Source organism: Curtobacterium sp. BNK-1 (genome assembly GCF_048685235.1).
Taxonomy (GTDB): Bacteria; Pseudomonadota; Gammaproteobacteria; order Enterobacterales; family Enterobacteriaceae; genus Pantoea; species Pantoea agglomerans.
Map to the genome: position 1 here is coordinate 3,969,296 of NZ_JBLQTJ010000001.1, position 15,612 is coordinate 3,984,907.

The 15,612-nt window shown below is 57.3% G+C and carries 16 protein-coding genes; 13 read left to right on the forward strand and 3 right to left on the reverse strand.

Annotated elements, in window-relative coordinates; translation table 11 throughout:
* Positions 1-6: 6 nt before the first annotated feature.
* From dapF to ACMGGP_RS18735, 8 genes are all read left to right on the forward strand, one after another.
* The gene (dapF, locus tag ACMGGP_RS18700) at positions 7-831 is read left to right on the forward strand and encodes a diaminopimelate epimerase (RefSeq protein WP_010257326.1); all 825 of its coding nucleotides are present in this window, start codon (positions 7-9) and stop codon (positions 829-831) included.
* Positions 828-1,532: a DUF484 domain-containing protein gene (locus tag ACMGGP_RS18705; protein WP_010257324.1), complete on the forward strand. Its 705-nt coding sequence runs from the start codon at positions 828-830 to the stop codon at positions 1,530-1,532. The genes dapF and ACMGGP_RS18705 overlap by 4 nt, the downstream gene beginning before the upstream one ends.
* A complete protein-coding gene (gene xerC / locus ACMGGP_RS18710) occupies positions 1,529-2,434 on the forward strand; it encodes a tyrosine recombinase XerC (RefSeq protein WP_346461664.1) in 906 nt (301 codons plus the stop codon). The genes ACMGGP_RS18705 and xerC overlap by 4 nt, the downstream gene beginning before the upstream one ends.
* On the forward strand, positions 2,431-3,147 hold the full coding sequence (gene yigB, locus ACMGGP_RS18715; RefSeq protein WP_022624864.1) for a 5-amino-6-(5-phospho-D-ribitylamino)uracil phosphatase YigB: 717 nt from the start codon (positions 2,431-2,433) through the stop codon (positions 3,145-3,147). The genes xerC and yigB overlap by 4 nt, the downstream gene beginning before the upstream one ends.
* A 155-nt stretch (positions 3,148-3,302) precedes the next feature.
* A complete protein-coding gene (gene uvrD, locus ACMGGP_RS18720) occupies positions 3,303-5,465 on the forward strand; it encodes a DNA helicase II (RefSeq protein WP_010257313.1) in 2,163 nt (720 codons plus the stop codon).
* Between the two features lie 67 nt (positions 5,466-5,532).
* Positions 5,533-5,589 carry a YsgD/CorL family protein gene (ysgD, locus tag ACMGGP_RS18725; protein WP_353748370.1) on the forward strand — a complete coding sequence of 19 codons (57 nt, stop codon included), beginning with the start codon at positions 5,533-5,535 and terminating at the stop codon, positions 5,587-5,589.
* Positions 5,590-5,765: 176 nt separating this feature from the next.
* The gene (gene corA / locus ACMGGP_RS18730) at positions 5,766-6,719 is read left to right on the forward strand and encodes a magnesium/cobalt transporter CorA (RefSeq protein ID WP_003854370.1); all 954 of its coding nucleotides are present in this window, start codon (positions 5,766-5,768) and stop codon (positions 6,717-6,719) included.
* A gap of 97 nt (positions 6,720-6,816) precedes the next feature.
* Complete coding sequence (locus tag ACMGGP_RS18735) at positions 6,817-7,869, forward strand: AbrB family transcriptional regulator (RefSeq protein ID WP_498798702.1); 1,053 nt, start codon at positions 6,817-6,819, stop codon at positions 7,867-7,869.
* Here the strand turns inward: ACMGGP_RS18735 and rarD are convergent.
* Together rarD and ACMGGP_RS18745 are read right to left on the reverse strand one after the other, a co-directional pair.
* Positions 7,840-8,739, reverse strand: a complete 900-nt coding sequence (gene rarD / locus ACMGGP_RS18740) for an EamA family transporter RarD (RefSeq protein WP_033767569.1) — start codon at positions 8,737-8,739, stop codon at positions 7,840-7,842. The two genes, ACMGGP_RS18735 and rarD, sit on opposite strands and share 30 nt — an antisense overlap.
* Positions 8,740-8,762: 23 nt before the next feature.
* Positions 8,763-9,233, reverse strand: a complete 471-nt coding sequence (locus ACMGGP_RS18745) for a thioesterase family protein (protein ID WP_010257304.1) — start codon at positions 9,231-9,233, stop codon at positions 8,763-8,765.
* Positions 9,234-9,427: 194 nt separating this feature from the next.
* Between ACMGGP_RS18745 and pldA the strand changes: the two genes are divergently transcribed.
* The 4 genes from pldA (at position 9,428) to ACMGGP_RS18765 (ending at position 13,829) form a co-directional block, all read left to right on the forward strand.
* A complete protein-coding gene (gene pldA, locus ACMGGP_RS18750) occupies positions 9,428-10,306 on the forward strand; it encodes a phospholipase A (protein WP_010257301.1) in 879 nt (292 codons plus the stop codon).
* A gap of 24 nt (positions 10,307-10,330) precedes the next feature.
* Entirely contained in the window at positions 10,331-12,160 is a 1,830-nt protein-coding gene (gene recQ, locus ACMGGP_RS18755) for an ATP-dependent DNA helicase RecQ (protein WP_187505908.1), read from the forward strand.
* Positions 12,161-12,172: 12 nt separating this feature from the next.
* Entirely contained in the window at positions 12,173-12,796 is a 624-nt protein-coding gene (gene rhtC / locus ACMGGP_RS18760; protein ID WP_010257296.1) for a threonine export protein RhtC, read from the forward strand.
* 229 nt (positions 12,797-13,025) lie between these two features.
* A complete protein-coding gene (locus ACMGGP_RS18765; RefSeq protein WP_498798703.1) occupies positions 13,026-13,829 on the forward strand; it encodes a DUF1460 domain-containing protein in 804 nt (267 codons plus the stop codon).
* 53 nt (positions 13,830-13,882) lie between these two features.
* Here ACMGGP_RS18765 and rhtB read toward each other — a convergent pair whose 3' ends face one another.
* Positions 13,883-14,506 carry a homoserine/homoserine lactone efflux protein gene (gene rhtB / locus ACMGGP_RS18770; protein WP_010257290.1) on the reverse strand — a complete coding sequence of 208 codons (624 nt, stop codon included), beginning with the start codon at positions 14,504-14,506 and terminating at the stop codon, positions 13,883-13,885.
* Between the two features lie 112 nt (positions 14,507-14,618).
* Here rhtB and pldB point away from each other — a divergent pair, with 112 nt between their 5' ends.
* On the forward strand, positions 14,619-15,611 hold the full coding sequence (gene pldB / locus ACMGGP_RS18775; RefSeq protein ID WP_010257288.1) for a lysophospholipase L2: 993 nt from the start codon (positions 14,619-14,621) through the stop codon (positions 15,609-15,611).
* Position 15,612: the final 1 nt, after the last annotated feature.

A 15,612-nucleotide genomic window follows, 5' to 3' on the forward strand; every position in this document is an offset into this window, starting at 1 on the left:
CAAAAAATGCAGTTCTCCAAAATGCACGGTCTCGGCAACGATTTTATGGTTGTGGATGCGGTGACACAAAACGTCTTCTTTTCGCCGGAATTGATCCGCCGGCTGGCCGATCGTCATCTGGGGATCGGTTTTGATCAACTGCTGATTGTTGAACCGCCTTACGATCCCGATCTCGATTTCCACTATCGCATTTTCAACGCCGACGGCAGTGAAGTTGCACAGTGCGGCAACGGTGCGCGCTGCTTTGCCCGCTTTGTTCAGTTGAAAGGGCTGACCAACAAAAGTGACATCCGGGTCAGTACGCAGAATGGCCGCATGGTGTTGACCGTCACACCTGACGACCAGGTGCGCGTGAACATGGGCGAGCCAAACTTTGAGCCTCAGCAGGTGCCGTTCCGCGCCAACAAAGCCGAAAATCTCTATCTGCTGCGCGTGGCCGAACAGACGGTGATGCTGGGTGCGGTGTCGATGGGCAATCCGCACTGCGTTATCCAGGTTGAAAGTGTCAAAACCGCGCAGGTTGAACTGCTGGGCCCGATTCTGGAGAGTCATGAACGCTTCCCGGATCGCGTCAATGTCGGTTTTATGGAGATCATCAATCCCGAACATATCCGCCTGCGCGTCTACGAACGCGGAGCGGGTGAAACGCAGGCGTGCGGCAGCGGCGCCTGTGCTGCCGTTGCATGTGGCATTCAGCAGGGCATTCTGGCACCCAAAGTGCGTGTCGACCTGCCTGGCGGAACGCTGCACATCACCTGGAAAGGCGCCGGTCAGCCGCTCTATATGACCGGGCCTGCGACACACGTCTACGATGGGTTTATTCATCTATGAAAAATATCGAAGAGCAGGCTGACAGTTCGGTTCTGCTGGACGATCAGGCCGTCAGTGATTATCTGCGGCAGAATCCCGATTTCTTTATCCGCAATGCCCGTGCAGTTGAACAGATGGCCGTGCCGCATCCGGTGCGTGGCAGCGTCTCTCTGGTCGAATGGCATATGGCGCGGCAACGCAACCATATTCAGCGGCTGGAAGAAGAGATCACACTGCTGATGGAGCAGGCCAGCGCTAACCACGAACTGTTTGACCGTCTGCTGTCGCTGGAGAGCCATCTGGCCGCGGCTGACTCGCTGCAGGATATGCTCAACCGTCTGCATCGCTGGGCGCGTGAGCTGGGCCTGGCGGGTGCCAATGTGCGGCTGTTCAGTGATAAATGGCTGCTGGGCGCGCCCTCCGATTTCTTTCAGCTGAGCCTCTCGCGTCAGGCGTTTGAACCGCTGCGTATTCAGCGCTTCGGTAACCAGCATCACTATCTTGGCAACATTAATGGGCCGGAACTGCTGCTGCTGTTGCCGCAGGCCAAAGCGATCGGGTCGGTTGCCATGTCGCTAATGGGTGAGGAGGGCGATCTCGGCGTGCTGGTGTTCAGCAGTCGTGACAGCCAGCACTATCAATCGGGCATGGGGACACTGCTGTTGCAGCATCTGTCGCAGATGATGCCTGATCTGCTCTCCCGCTGGGTTGAACGCGCATGAGCAGCGCGCTGCAGGAGGCCGTCGACGGATTTCTGCGCTACCTGAAAGTGGAGCGCCAGCTCAGTCCGTTAACCCAGAGCAGCTATGCGCGCCAGCTTGCCGCGCTGGTGGCGATTGCTGATGAGATGAAGCTGAGCAGCTGGGCGCAGCTGGAACCGGCGCAGGTGCGCAGCATGGCGGCGCGTAGCCGTCGCGCCGGACTGGCCGCCAGCAGCCTCGCGTTGCGGCTCTCCGCCCTGCGCAGTTTTCTCGACTGGCAGGTGAGCCAGGGTTTGCTTTCTGCCAACCCGGCCAAAGGGGTGATGACGCCGCGTAAAGCGCGCCATCTGCCTAAAAACATTGATGTAGATGAAGTAAACCAGCTGCTGGAGATCGACCTTAACGATCCGCTGGCGGTGCGCGACCGGGCGATGCTTGAAGTGATGTATGGCGGCGGTTTGCGTCTCTCTGAACTGGTGAATATGGATTGTCGCCACGTCGATCTCGATTCAGGCGAAGTGTGGGTAGTCGGTAAGGGCAGCAAAGAGCGCCGGATACCGATTGGTCGCAAGGCGGTCGCCTGGATCCAGCACTGGCTGCCGCTGCGTGAAACCTTTGGCGGCCAGGATGATGCGCTGTTTCTTTCCACGCGCGGCAACCGCATCTCGCCACGCAACGTGCAGAAACGCTTTGCCGAATGGGGCATCCGACAGGGCGTGGCCAGCCATATCCATCCGCATAAGCTACGACACTCATTTGCCACGCATCTGCTGGAATCCAGCGGTGACCTGCGCGCCGTGCAGGAGTTGCTGGGTCATGCAAACCTGTCGACGACCCAGATCTACACCCATCTTGACTTCCAGCATCTGGCTTCGGTGTATGACGCTGCGCATCCCCGCGCCAAACGAGGAAAGAACGAATGAAGTTTTATCGTCCGCTGTCGGCCATAAAAGCCATGACCTTCGACCTTGATGACACACTCTACGATAACTACCCGGTCATCCGTCGTACCACCCTGGAGTCCCATGCCGCGTTACAGGCTTTTCATCCGGCGCTGCGTGACTTCACGCCGCAGGATTATCAGCAGTTGCGCGATGAGCTGCTGCAGCGCGAACCTGATATCTATCATGATGTTTCGGAGTGGCGACGCCGTTCGGTTGAGCTGGCGATGCTGAATATCGGCCTCTCTGCCGCTGAAGCTACCGCGGGTGCGGCAGAAGTGATGGCGGTCTTCCATCAGTGGCGGAGTCAGGTCGAGATGCCGGATGAGACGCACCAGACGCTGAAAGCCCTGGCGGAGAAAATCCCGCTGGTGGCGGTCACCAACGGCAACGCCTGCCCGGAAAAAATGGGCATTGCAGAATACTTCCGCTTCACGCTGCGGGCCGGGCCAGACGGGCGCGCCAAGCCGTGGCAGGATATGTATCAGCTTGCCGCGCAACGCCTTGATATCGCGCCACACCATATTCTGCACGTGGGTGATGACCTGACCACCGACGTGGCGGGCTCACTGCGCTGCGGGCTGCAGGCCTGCTGGATTAACCTGCGGCAGGGTAACCTGATGCATATCCCGGATGCGCGCCTGTTGCCGCATGTCGAAATTTCGCGGTTGGCATCACTCACCTCACTGCTATAATGGCTGTAAATTTATCCAGTCGTCTCCTCTTTTCTGTTTTGCCGCCGTCCCTTATCCGGCGTCTGTGGCGCCGCCTGACTGGCAGCGATAATGCCTTGCGGCAGGCGAAATAATCAGTGTGACGACAGCGTTTTTTTCTTTGGTAATCGGTGCTTATGGACGTTTCTGAACTGCTCGATGGTTTGAATGACAATCAGCGCGCTGCCGTTGCGGCACCGCGCAGTAACCTGCTGGTGCTGGCAGGCGCGGGCAGTGGTAAAACGCGGGTGCTGGTGCATCGCATTGCCTGGCTGATGTCGGTGGAGAACTGCTCGCCCTATTCGATTATGGCGGTGACCTTTACCAACAAAGCGGCAGCGGAGATGCGTCACCGTATCGAGCATCTGATCGGCACCAGTCAGGGCGGAATGTGGATCGGAACCTTCCACGGTCTGGCGCACCGCTTACTGCGCGCCCACCATCTTGACGCCGGTCTGCCACAGGATTTTCAGATCCTCGACAGCGAAGACCAGCTACGTCTGCTCAAGCGCCTGATCAAATCAATGAACCTTGATGACAAACAGTGGCCTGCGCGTCAGGGCATGTGGTACATCAATGGCAAAAAAGATGAAGGCCTGCGGCCAAAGCATATCGAAAGCTACGGCAATCCGATTGAGCAGACCTGGCTGCGCATCTATCAGGCCTATCAGGAAGCCTGTGATCGCGCCGGTTTAGTCGACTTTGCCGAGCTGTTGCTGCGCGCCCATGAATTATGGCTCAACAAGCCACACATTCTTAATCACTACCGCGAACGCTTTACCAACGTGCTGGTGGATGAGTTCCAGGATACCAACAACATTCAATATGCCTGGATTCGGATGCTGGCGGGCGACAGCGGCCGGGTGATCATCGTGGGCGATGATGACCAGTCGATCTACGGCTGGCGCGGCGCACAGGTCGAGAATATTCAGCGCTTTCTGCAGGATTTCCCCGGCGCGGAAACGATCCGTCTGGAGCAGAACTACCGCTCAACCAATAACATCCTGAAAGCCGCCAACGCCCTGATCGCTAACAACAATGGTCGCCTGGGGAAAGAGCTCTGGACCGAAGGCAGCGATGGCGAACCGATTTCGATCTACTGCGCCTTTAATGAGCTGGATGAAGCACGCTTCGTGGTCAACCGCATTAAGGTCTGGATGGAGAACGGCGGCGCGCTCAACGACTGCGCCATTCTCTATCGCAGCAACGCCCAGTCGCGTGTGCTGGAAGAGGCGCTGCTGCAAAGCAGCATGCCGTACCGTATTTATGGCGGCATGCGCTTCTTCGAACGTCAGGAGATCAAAGATGCGCTCTCCTATCTGCGTCTGATGGCGAACCGCAATGACGACGCGGCATTTGAACGCGTGGTGAATACCCCGACGCGCGGCGTGGGCGATCGCACGCTCGACGTGGTGCGTCAGACGGCCCGTGAACGTCAGATGACGCTGTGGCAGGCAACGCGTGAACTGCTGCAAAGCCGTGCGCTGGCTGGCCGGGCCGCGTCTGCGCTGCAACGCTTCTGTGAACTGGTTGATTCACTGGCAACCGAAACCGCCGAGTTACCGCTGCATGTTCAGACCGACCGGGTCATCAAAGACTCTGGCCTGTGGCTGATGTATGAGCAGGAAAAAGGTGAGAAGGGCCAGGCGCGTATCGAAAACCTTGAGGAGCTGGTGACCGCTACGCGGCAGTTCAGCTATCAGGATGAAGATGAAGATCTGATGCCACTGCAGGCTTTTTTATCCCACGCCGCGCTGGAAGCGGGCGAAGGCCAGGCAGACAAATGGCAGGATGCGGTTCAGCTGATGACGCTCCACTCGGCAAAAGGGCTGGAGTTCAGCCAGGTGTTTATCGTCGGCATGGAAGAGGGCATGTTCCCGAGCCAGATGTCACTGGATGAAGGTGGCCGGCTGGAGGAGGAACGTCGTCTGGCTTATGTCGGCGTGACCCGTGCGATGCTCAAGCTGACGCTGACCTACGCCGAAACCCGCCGACTCTATGGTAAGGAAGTGTATCACCGGCCGTCCCGTTTTATCGGCGAACTGCCCGAAGCGTGCATAGAAGAAGTGCGTCTGCGCGCCAGCGTCAGCCGTCCGGTAAACCATCAGCGGATGGGTGCCCCGGTGACCAAAAATGACAGTGGATTCGCGCTGGGTCAGCGTGTTCATCACGCAAAATTTGGCGAAGGCACCATCATTAATCTGGAAGGCAGCGGCGAGCATAGCCGTCTTCAGGTGGCGTTTCAGGGGCAGGGAATCAAGTGGCTGGTGGCGGCTTACGCGAAGCTTGAAACGCTTTAGCGTGCGGTTGACGGCTTTTTCGTCTCAGCGTAACATGCGCCCACTATTATCATGAGAGGACAATGCCTTGGACACGCCCAGTCGATGCTGGCTCAATGACCTGGATTCCAGGAATAACATCTAAGGCTACCTCTTTACGCGGGTAGCCTTAGCGGTTATCAGCGACCTCCCTTTTTGATTCCGTCGCGAGTCAGCACTGATTTATCTCTGAAACTCTGTTTCCGTGTTCAGGCTGCCCGTTCCATGTTGAGGAACGGCGGACTGCCTTGTCCCATTTAGTCTGCAATGGGGAGTATTGCTATGCTGAGCGCATTTAAACTGGATCACAGCCGCCTGACGCGACTGGAGCTGGAAGACGAAAACGACAAACTGACGACCTCTGTCTGGGTCGATCTGATCGAGCCGGAAGAGGGCGAACGTGATCGCGTGCAATCTGAGCTAGGCCAGAGTCTGGCAACACGGCCTGAGCTGGAAGATATCGAGGCCTCGGCACGCTTCTTCGAAGATGAAGATGGTCTGCATATCCACTCCTTCTTCTTCTATGAAGACGCTGACGATCACGCCGGTAACTCCACCGTGGCGTTCACCATCCGTGAAGGCCGTCTCTACACGCTGCGCGAACGTGAGCTGCCTGCGTTCCGTCTCTATCGCATGCGCGCCCGTAATCAGACCCTGATCGACGGCAATGCCTTTGAGCTGCTGCTCGACCTGTTTGAAACCAAAATCGAGCAGCTGGCGGACGAAATCGAGAACATCTACAGCGCACTGGAGAAACTCAGCCGGGTGATCATGGAAGGTCAGCAGGGCGAAGAGTACGATCAGGCGCTGTCGCGATTAGCGGAACTGGAAGATATCGGCTGGAAGGTGCGCCTCTGTCTGATGGATACCCAGCGCGCTCTGAACTTCCTGGTACGCAAAGCACGTTTGCCGGGCAATCAGCTGGAGCAGGCGCGTGAAATTCTGCGCGATATCGAATCGCTGCTGCCGCATAACGAATCACTGTTTCAGAAGGTCAACTTCCTGATGCAGGCGGCGATGGGTTTCATCAACATCGAGCAGAACCGCATCATCAAGATCTTCTCGGTGGTCTCCGTGGTGTTTCTGCCGCCGACGCTGGTGGCCTCCAGCTACGGGATGAACTTTGAGTTTATGCCGGAACTGAAGTGGAGCTTCGGTTATCCGGCGGCGATCGGCCTGATGATTCTGGCCGGACTGGCGCCTTATCTCTATTTCAAACGTAAAAACTGGCTTTAAAATAAGAACGGGCCATCTGAGATGGCCCGTTCTGCTGGCTCCTGTCCCCATTTCTGCGTAATCTTACCCTCCTGTTTTTACAAATTATTAACTTCTTATGGACGCTTTTTCGTTGCGCGCGCAGTGGACGCTGCTGCTGCTGATCTCAGTATTGCTGGGCGCGGTGCTGCACTATTTTCATGTGCCCGCTGCGCTGTTACTGGGACCGATGATTGTGGGTGTAGTGATGGGGCTGTCGGGTGCCACGCTGCGAATTGATAAACGGCTGTTCCTGCTCGCTCAGGCCGTACTGGGCTGCATGATTGCGCAGAGTCTGTCGCCTTCGATTCTGGCCCCGCTGATCCAGGACTGGCCGATCGTGCTGGCGGTGCTGCTGCTGACGCTGGCGGCCAGCGGCCTGTCAGGTTTTCTGCTGGTGCGCTTCAGTCATCTGCCTGGCCCGACCGGCGCATGGGGATCGTCGCCGGGCGGTGCAACTGCCATGGTGGCGATGGCGGGTGACTTTGGCGCTGACGTACGGCTGGTCGCATTCATGCAGTATCTGCGGGTGCTGTTTGTCGCCTCGGCGGCCGCGCTGGTGGCGCGCATCGGACTGGGCGATGAGGCGCACAGCGTCTCGCTGCTCTGGTTTCCACCGCTGAATCATGGCTTTGTTGTCACCCTGGTGGTGATGCTGACAGGCGCGTGGCTGGGCACACGACTGCGCATTCCTTCTGGCGCGCTGCTGCTGCCTGCGCTGGCGGGTGCGGCACTGCACAGTAGCGACATCGCGGTGTTACAGGTGCCGGAATGGCTGCTGGCCGTGGCCTATGCACTGATTGGCTGGAGCGTGGGATTACGTTTCACCCGCCCGATTTTTCTGCTGGCACTGCGCACGCTGCCGCAGATGCTGGCCTCGATCTTCGGGCTGATGCTGTTGTGTGGCGGGCTGGCGTGGATGCTGACGCAAATGCTGGATATCGATCTGATGACGGCCTATCTCGCCACCAGTCCAGGCGGGCTGGACACGGTGGCGATCATTGCGGCGGGAACCCAGGTCAACATGGCGTTTGTGATGGCGTTGCAGACGTTGCGTCTCTTTACCATCCTGCTGACCGGCCCGGCTTTAGCGCGCTTTATTTCACGTTATGCGCGAACGGGAACGGAATGAAAACGCCACCGCATCGCATACAAATACCAGCAGCGCCAGCCAGATGAAGCCAAAGGTCACCATCTTGTCTGGCGTGATGGTCTCACCGTAAAACGCGACCGCCAGCACAAACATCAGCGTTGGGCCGAGATACTGAAAGAAGCCTACGGTGGAAAGTCGCAGACGGCTGCAGGCTGCCGCAAACAGCATCAGCGGAATGGTGGTCACAATGCCCGCCGCTATCAGCTTCAGGTTGAGACTCAGTGGGTTGGCGGATAAGTGGCTGGTGGCGCTGTCGGCAAAGCCAAACAGGTAAATCGCCGCCAGCGGAAACAGCCACAGGGTTTCAATCAGCATGCCGCTCTGCGCATCGACCTGAATCTTTTTACGCACCAGGCCATACAGGGCAAAACTCAGCGCCAGGCCCAGCGCGATGATCGGTAACGAGCCAAACTGCCACAGCTGCACCAGCACACCGACGGTGGCCAGCAGCACGGCGAGCCACTGCAAGCGGCGAAACCGTTCGCGCAAAAACAGCATGCCGAACACCACGTTGATCAGCGGGTTAATAAAGTAGCCCAGGCTGGCTTCCAGCATATGCTGATTGTTGACTGCCCAGATAAACAGCAGCCAGTTGCCGCCGATAGTCACGGCCGTCAGCGCCAGCAGCAGCACTTTTTTAGGCTGGCGCAACACGCTGCGAACGCCGGGCCAGCTGCGGCTCAGGGTAATCAGTAACAGCATAAACAGTGCAGACCAGATCACCCGGTGCGTCATGATTTCCGTGGCGGGAACCTGCTTTACCAGTTTGAAATAAGCGGGCGCAATGCCCCAGATAAAGTAAGCGCCCAGTGCAAAGCCAACGCCCTGGCGGGTTTGTTGCGTATCCATATGCGATCCATTCAATGGCGTGGTTAGCCGATAAGATAGGTGGCGGTAGCCGTGGCGATATAATCGCCCTGTTGATTGTGCAGTTCCACGCGCGCCACGGCGACTTTGTTACCGGCGCGCAGCAGGCTGCTGGTGGCGGTGAAGCGTTCGCCGCGTCCGGGACGCAGATAGTCGACGCGCATATCAATGGTACCCATGCGTGACAGACGCTGGCGCAGATCCGCTTCGCTGATGCTTTCCTGACGGGTTAACGCATTACTGACGCAGACCATGCCCGCCGCCACATCCAGTACCGACGCGATAACGCCGCCGTGCAGAATCTGCTGCGCCTGGTTGCCCACCAGCATGGTTTTGTTATTGAAGCTGATCTCTGCGTAGTCTGCGTCAAGGCGCATCAGTTCCAGGCCCAGCGCCTGATTAAACGGCATGTGATAAACGAAAATTTCGCCGACCAGCTGGCGAGCGTCCTGCTGTGTCAGCACGGGTGATGACATGATGATGTGTCCTGAAAAAATCGGGCCAGAGGGGCGCGGAATATGAATGAGTTGTGTATTCTATGCCGCCTGCGAGGGTGTTTCCAGTTTAAAAAATCAGCACTCATGCTCACTGCCATTTGCGTGTAGAATGGCCTGCTTTTTACGACACCCTTTCAGTTACTTTGATACGCAGCTGCTCACCGGAGAATTTTATGCGTAAGCATCGCGCCTTGCTGGCGGCAATGTTGATATTTCCTGCGCTGGCGCAGGCGGATGAAGCCCATATTAAAGAGGTTCATGACGCGCCACAGGTTCAGGGCAGCATTATTGCTAACCTGCTGGAGAAGCATGATAACCCGTTTGTTCTCTATCCTTACGAGAACAACTATCTGCTTTATACCTATACCAGCGACCTCAATAAAGAGGCGATCTCCTCCTATAACTGGGGAGAGAATGCCCGCAAAGATGAAGTGAAATTCCAGCTCAGCCTGGCGTTTCCGCTGTGGCGCGGTATTCTGGGCGACAACTCGGTGCTGGCAGCCTCTTACACCCAGCGTTCCTGGTGGCAGCTGTCGAATAGCGCTGAGTCATCGCCATTCCGTGAGACCAACTATGAGCCGCAGATTTTCCTGGGCTGGGCGACCGACTATTCGCTGGCGGGCTGGACACTGCGTGATGTCGAAGTGGGTCTGAATCACCAATCCAACGGACGAAGCGATCCCACCTCGCGCAGCTGGAACCGCGTCTATGCGCGTCTGATGGCAGAGAATGGTAACTTCCTGGCGGAAATCAAACCCTGGTATCGTATCCCTGAAGGGGCGAACAGCGATGATAATCCCGATATCACCAAATATATGGGTTACTACCGCACCCGTCTGGGCTATAAGCTCGGCGACAATATCTTCAGCGTAGAGGGTAACTATAACTGGAACAGCGGTTATGGCGGCGCGACCCTGGGCTGGAGCTACCCTATCACTGAGCACGTTCGCTTCTATACTCAGGTGTTTAGCGGTTACGGTGAATCACTGATCGATTACAACCATCGCCAGACGCGTCTGGGTGTGGGTGTAACACTTAACGACTTGTTCTAATCCATAACGTAAGACAGGAATCGCGTGGCAACCTCGGCAGTTCTTAATCAGGAAGCGCTGGCGCAGCAGGTATTGCAGGATACCTTCGGCTACCAGCATTTTCGTCCCGGTCAGCAGACGATCATCAATGAGGCGCTGAGCGGGCGCGATTGTCTGGTGGTGATGCCCACCGGCGGTGGTAAATCGCTCTGTTATCAGATCCCTGCGCTGGTGCGCGAGGGGCTGACGCTGGTGGTGTCGCCGCTGATCTCGCTGATGAAAGATCAGGTCGATCAGCTGTTGGCGAACGGCGTGGCGGCGGCGTATCTCAACTCCACCATGACGCGCGATCAGCAGCAGACGGTGATGGCCGACTGCCGAACCGGTCGGGTTAAGCTGCTCTACATCGCCCCGGAACGCCTGATGATGGATAACTTCCTGGACAGTCTGGCGTACTGGCAACCGGCGATGCTGGCGGTGGATGAAGCGCACTGTATTTCCCAGTGGGGCCACGATTTCCGTCCGGAATATGGCGCACTCGGCAAGATGCGTCAGCGCTTCCCGGAATTACCGGTAATGGCGCTGACCGCGACCGCGGATGAAACCACCCGCAACGACATCGTTAACCTGCTGCATATGCAGGATCCGCTGATCCAGATCAGCAGCTTTGACCGCCCCAATATTCGCTACACGCTGGTGGAGAAATTTAAACCCACCGATCAGCTGCTGCGTTACGTTCAGGATCAGCGCGGCAAGTGCGGCATTATCTACTGCAACAGCCGGGCGAAGGTGGAAGACACCGCCGCGCGACTGCAAAGCCGGGGGTTCAGCGTCGGGGCATACCACGCCGGGATCGACAGCGAGCAGCGTGGCCGGGTGCAGGAAGCGTTTCAGCGTGACGATCTGCAAATCGTGGTGGCGACGGTGGCCTTTGGCATGGGCATCAACAAGCCCAACGTCCGTTTTGTGGTCCACTTCGATATTCCGCGCAACATCGAGTCCTATTATCAGGAAACCGGGCGAGCCGGACGTGATGGTCTGCCTGCCGAAGCGATGATGCTTTACGACCCGGCCGATATGGCCTGGCTGCGTAAATGTCTGGAAGAGAAAGTGCCCGGGCCGCTGCAGGATATTGAGCGTCACAAACTCAACGCCATGGGCGCGTTTGCTGAAGCGCAGACCTGCCGCCGTCTGGTGCTGCTGAACTATTTTGGCGAGGGCCGCCAGCAGCCGTGCGATAACTGCGATATCTGTCTTGACCCACCTAAACGTTATGACGGCCTGGTTGAAGCGCAAAAAGCCCTCTCCGGCATCTACCGCGTGGGTCAGCGTTTTGGTATGGGCTATATCGTTGAGGTGCTGCGCGGGTCCAACAATCAGCGTATCCGTGAGCAGGGTCATGACAAACTGCCGGTCTATGGACTGGGCAAAGATCAGAGCCACGAACATTGGGTGAGCGTGTTACGTCAGCTAATCCATCTGGGGCTGGTGACGCAGAACATCGCTATGCATTCGGCTCTGCAGCTCACCGAAGCGGCGCGGCCGGTGCTGCGTGGTGAAGTGCCACTGATGCTGGCGGTGCCGCGTTTAATCACCGCAAAAACAAAAAGCAGCAGTCCGGCGAAGTTTCACGGTGGCAACTACGATCGCAAACTGTTCGCCAAGCTGCGTAAGCTGCGAAAAGCGATCGCCGATGAAGAGAATATTCCGCCTTACGTGGTGTTCAATGACGCCACACTGATAGAGATGGCAGAACAGATGCCGGTCAGCGCGTCCGAGATGCTCAGCGTCAACGGCGTGGGTCACCGCAAACTGGAGCGCTTTGGCAAACCTTTCCTGGTGATGATCAAAGAGCATCTTGATGATGAAGAGTAAAGGACACTGATTATGCTGATGTTATTCGCCACTGTGGCGCTGGTGCATCTGGTGGCGCTGATGAGCCCCGGCCCCGATTTCTTTTTCGTGTCACAGACTGCCGCCAGTCGCTCGCGCAAAGAGGCGATGATGGGTGTACTGGGCATTACGCTGGGCATTGTGGTCTGGGCGGGTGTGGCGCTGATGGGGCTGCATCTGATTCTGGAAAAAATGGCCTGGCTGCATCAGATCATCATGGTCGGCGGTGGACTTTATCTGTTGTGGATGGGCTGGCAGCTGATGTGCTCGGCACGTCAGCGTCACAAACAGCCGCAGCAGGATGAGCCGGTGGTTGCGTTGCCGAAACGCGGCATGAGCTTTCTCAAAGGCCTGCTGACGAATCTGTCGAATCCTAAAGCCATTATCTACTTCGGTAGCGTCTTCTCGCTGTTTGTTGGCGACGATGTCGGTTCGGCGGAGCGCTGGGGTCTGTTCCTGCTGATTGTCGGTGAAACTTTTGCCTGGTTTACCCTGGTGGCGGCGATTTTTGCGCTGCCGTGGATCCGCGCTAAGTATCAGCGACTGGCGAAATGGGTCGATGGCATGGCCGGCGTACTGTTTGCCGGTTTTGGTATCCACCTGATTCTTTCGCGTTAAACACCGTTTCAGCCCTTATGCCGGCGTGCGCGTTGCGCCTCCGGCAGAAACCTCCCTTGCTGTCGCTTCCTCCAGAGAGTTCGCTTGTGTGACGGATGTCACATTCCAGGGCTCAGGGAGTTTTGCTGTTGCAACCGCAGATAAATCGTCACTCTTTATTAATCATTCATATCCATATCTCCATTAAAGTCGGGAAGCAGGCGCAACGTTTATGGAGAGGATGATGAGAGTGAAGTTCATATTACTGGTGTTGATGACGGCCTGTATCAGCGCCTGCGCCTCGCCTGATGCCGCCCGCAACCCTGCGCCAGAGCCGGGCCAGACCGATGAGGTCACCTCGATCCTGATGCAGACGCTGTCCGATGTCGATCAGACGCAGGGCGAAAGGATTAGCCGGATCTCTGCGACGTTTCTCGGAACACCCTATGAAGCGGATACGCTGATCGGTTCTCCCACGCGTCCGGAAGCGCTGGTGATCAATTTCAACGGTGTGGATTGTTACACGCTGCTTGATTACGTGCAGGCGCTGAGCCGCAGCCACGATCGTGCCAGCTTTGAGGCTAACCTGATTCGGACCCGCTACGCTGGCGGTGAGGTCAGCTACCGGAATCGTCGCCACTTTTTTTCCGACTGGTTTGCCGATAGCCCGCGCAATGCCGATGACGTGACCCGCACTCTTAGCCCGGATACGGTGACGGTGGTGAAGCACCTGAATCGTCAGGCCAGCGGAGCAGAACAGGTGCCCGGTCTGGGTGTGATTGCACGTCCTGTCACTTACATTCCGGCCCGGGCGATCACACCGCAGGTGCTGAAGCAAATTCAGACCGGCGATTACGTGGGGGTTTACGCCACCAGTCAGAGCCTGGATGTTACGCATGTGGGGATTGCTGTCCGGCATGATGGCCGCTTGTGGTTCAGGAACGCCTCTTCGCTGGCCGTTAATCGAAAAGTTGTCGATGCGCCGTTCAGGGAATATATGCGTTCGAAGCCGGGCATCATTGTGTTGCGTGCGGTTCCACTGGCAGCGCCGTAGCGGGGCCAGGGAATAAGGGATAATCTTCCGCGCCGAATTCGGCGCGAAAGACGTTAAGCGATTTTTCTGGCGCTGGCCAGCAGTGCGCCTACCGCCATAAACAGCCCGCCAAAAATGCGGTTCATTAACTTCATCTGTTTTGGTCCCTTAATCCAGCCCGCAATCCGCGTTGCCAGCGTGGCGTAGCCAATCATCACGATGATATCGACCACAACGGTGGTGACGCCCAGCACCAGATACTGCATAAATAGCGGCTGATGCGGCTGAATAAATTGCGGGAACAGGGCGGCGAGAAAGACGATACTTTTCGGGTTGGTCAGGTTAACCAGCACGGCGCGTTTGAACAGGCGACGACGCGGCATCGCTCTGGCGACCGCATCCAGATCAATGCCACCCGCTGAGCGCCACTGCTGAATACCCAGCCAGACCAGATAGGCCGCACCGGCCCATTTCAGAATCTCAAACGCCAGCAGCGACTGAGAAAACAGCGCGCCCAGACCGATGCCGACCAGCACGATATGCAGCGCCAGGCCGACCTGCAAACCGGAGATAGAGGCCACCGTGCCGCGATAGCCGTGGCTGATACCGGTACTCATGGTGTTGATTGCGCCGGAACCGGGCGACAGGCTGAGAATTGTAGTGGTAAGCAGATAGGTCAGCCACCATTCGATGGTCATGGGTCAGGCTCTCTTTAGTAGCGGAATTGTGACACAATACGCCAGAAATAAGCGCGGCGCTACGGCCTGCGCATGGCATTCAGGACTCTTTATCCGGTCATCAGGAGGGCGAATGAATCAACACAAAGCCAGCTGGCTGCGACGAGAAAAAGCCTTTGCTGCCTTCGCTACCGGGCCACTGCTCGATTTCTGGCACAGCCGCGAAGAGCTTGAGTTTACCGGCGTGGGTAATCTGACGCTGCGCTACGTCCGCTTCACATCACCGCAACACAAGCGTGTGATCCTGATTGTGCCGGGACGCATCGAGAGTTACATAAAATATCCTGAGCTGGCGTACGATCTGTTTCACTGCGGATTTGATGTGGTGATCCTTGACCATCGCGGTCAGGGGCGTTCCGATCGCCTGCTGGAAGATTCACATCGCGGTCACGTGGCGGAATTTACCCATTATGTCGACGACCTTGAAACGCTCTATCTGAAAGAGATTATCAGCGGTCACTACCAGCAGCGCTATGCGCTGGCTCACTCCATGGGCGGCGCAATCTTAACGCTGTTTCTGGCGCGTCAGCCGCAGGCGTTTCATGCGGTCGCGCTGGTGGCGCCGATGTTTGGCATTGCTTTACCGTTGCCCTCTTTTCTGGCCCATCGGATCCTGGACTGGGCGGAGAAGCGTCCGGCGATGCGCGATGGCTATGCGCTCGGCACCGGCCGCTGGCGTGCGCATCCGTTTGGCATTAACCGGCTGACGCACAGCACCGAGCGTTACCGGCGAAATCTGCGCTTTTATGCGGACGATCCGGCGATTCGCGTTGGCGGGCCAACCTACCATTGGGTACGTGAAGGCATCCATGCAGGTCGCAACATCATCAGTCAGGTCGATAAGATCACCACGCCACTGCTACTGTTACAGGCCAGCGATGATCGGGTGGTCGACAATCGTTCGCAGGACCTTTTTTGTGCTGCGATGGCGGCGGCGGGTCATCCGTGTGAGGGCAATAAGCCACGGGTGATCGACGGTGCGCGTCATGAGATCCTGTTTGAAAAGGATGAGATGCGCGCCGAAGCACTCAATGCAGTGGTCGACTTCTTTTCCTCGCACCACTGAC

Bases quoted from the DNA above. Each gene is read 5' to 3' on its own strand.
- ACMGGP_RS18735 (WP_498798702.1), top strand. From the start codon at position 6,817: ATGGACGCTTTTTCGTTGCGCGCGCAGTGGACGCTGCTGCTGCTGATC.
- rhtB (WP_010257290.1), bottom strand. From the start codon at position 14,506: ATGACCATCGAATGGTGGCTGACCTATCTGCTTACCACTACAATTCTC.
- uvrD (WP_010257313.1), top strand. From the start codon at position 3,303: ATGGACGTTTCTGAACTGCTCGATGGTTTGAATGACAATCAGCGCGCT.
- ACMGGP_RS18705 (WP_010257324.1), top strand. From the start codon at position 828: ATGAAAAATATCGAAGAGCAGGCTGACAGTTCGGTTCTGCTGGACGAT.
- corA (WP_003854370.1), top strand. From the start codon at position 5,766: ATGCTGAGCGCATTTAAACTGGATCACAGCCGCCTGACGCGACTGGAG.
- ACMGGP_RS18745 (WP_010257304.1), bottom strand. From the start codon at position 9,233: ATGTCATCACCCGTGCTGACACAGCAGGACGCTCGCCAGCTGGTCGGC.
- pldA (WP_010257301.1), top strand. From the start codon at position 9,428: ATGCGTAAGCATCGCGCCTTGCTGGCGGCAATGTTGATATTTCCTGCG.
- xerC (WP_346461664.1), top strand. From the start codon at position 1,529: ATGAGCAGCGCGCTGCAGGAGGCCGTCGACGGATTTCTGCGCTACCTG.
- yigB (WP_022624864.1), top strand. From the start codon at position 2,431: ATGAAGTTTTATCGTCCGCTGTCGGCCATAAAAGCCATGACCTTCGAC.
- rhtC (WP_010257296.1), top strand. From the start codon at position 12,173: ATGCTGATGTTATTCGCCACTGTGGCGCTGGTGCATCTGGTGGCGCTG.
- pldB (WP_010257288.1), top strand. From the start codon at position 14,619: ATGAATCAACACAAAGCCAGCTGGCTGCGACGAGAAAAAGCCTTTGCT.
- dapF (WP_010257326.1), top strand. From the start codon at position 7: ATGCAGTTCTCCAAAATGCACGGTCTCGGCAACGATTTTATGGTTGTG.
- rarD (WP_033767569.1), bottom strand. From the start codon at position 8,739: ATGGATACGCAACAAACCCGCCAGGGCGTTGGCTTTGCACTGGGCGCT.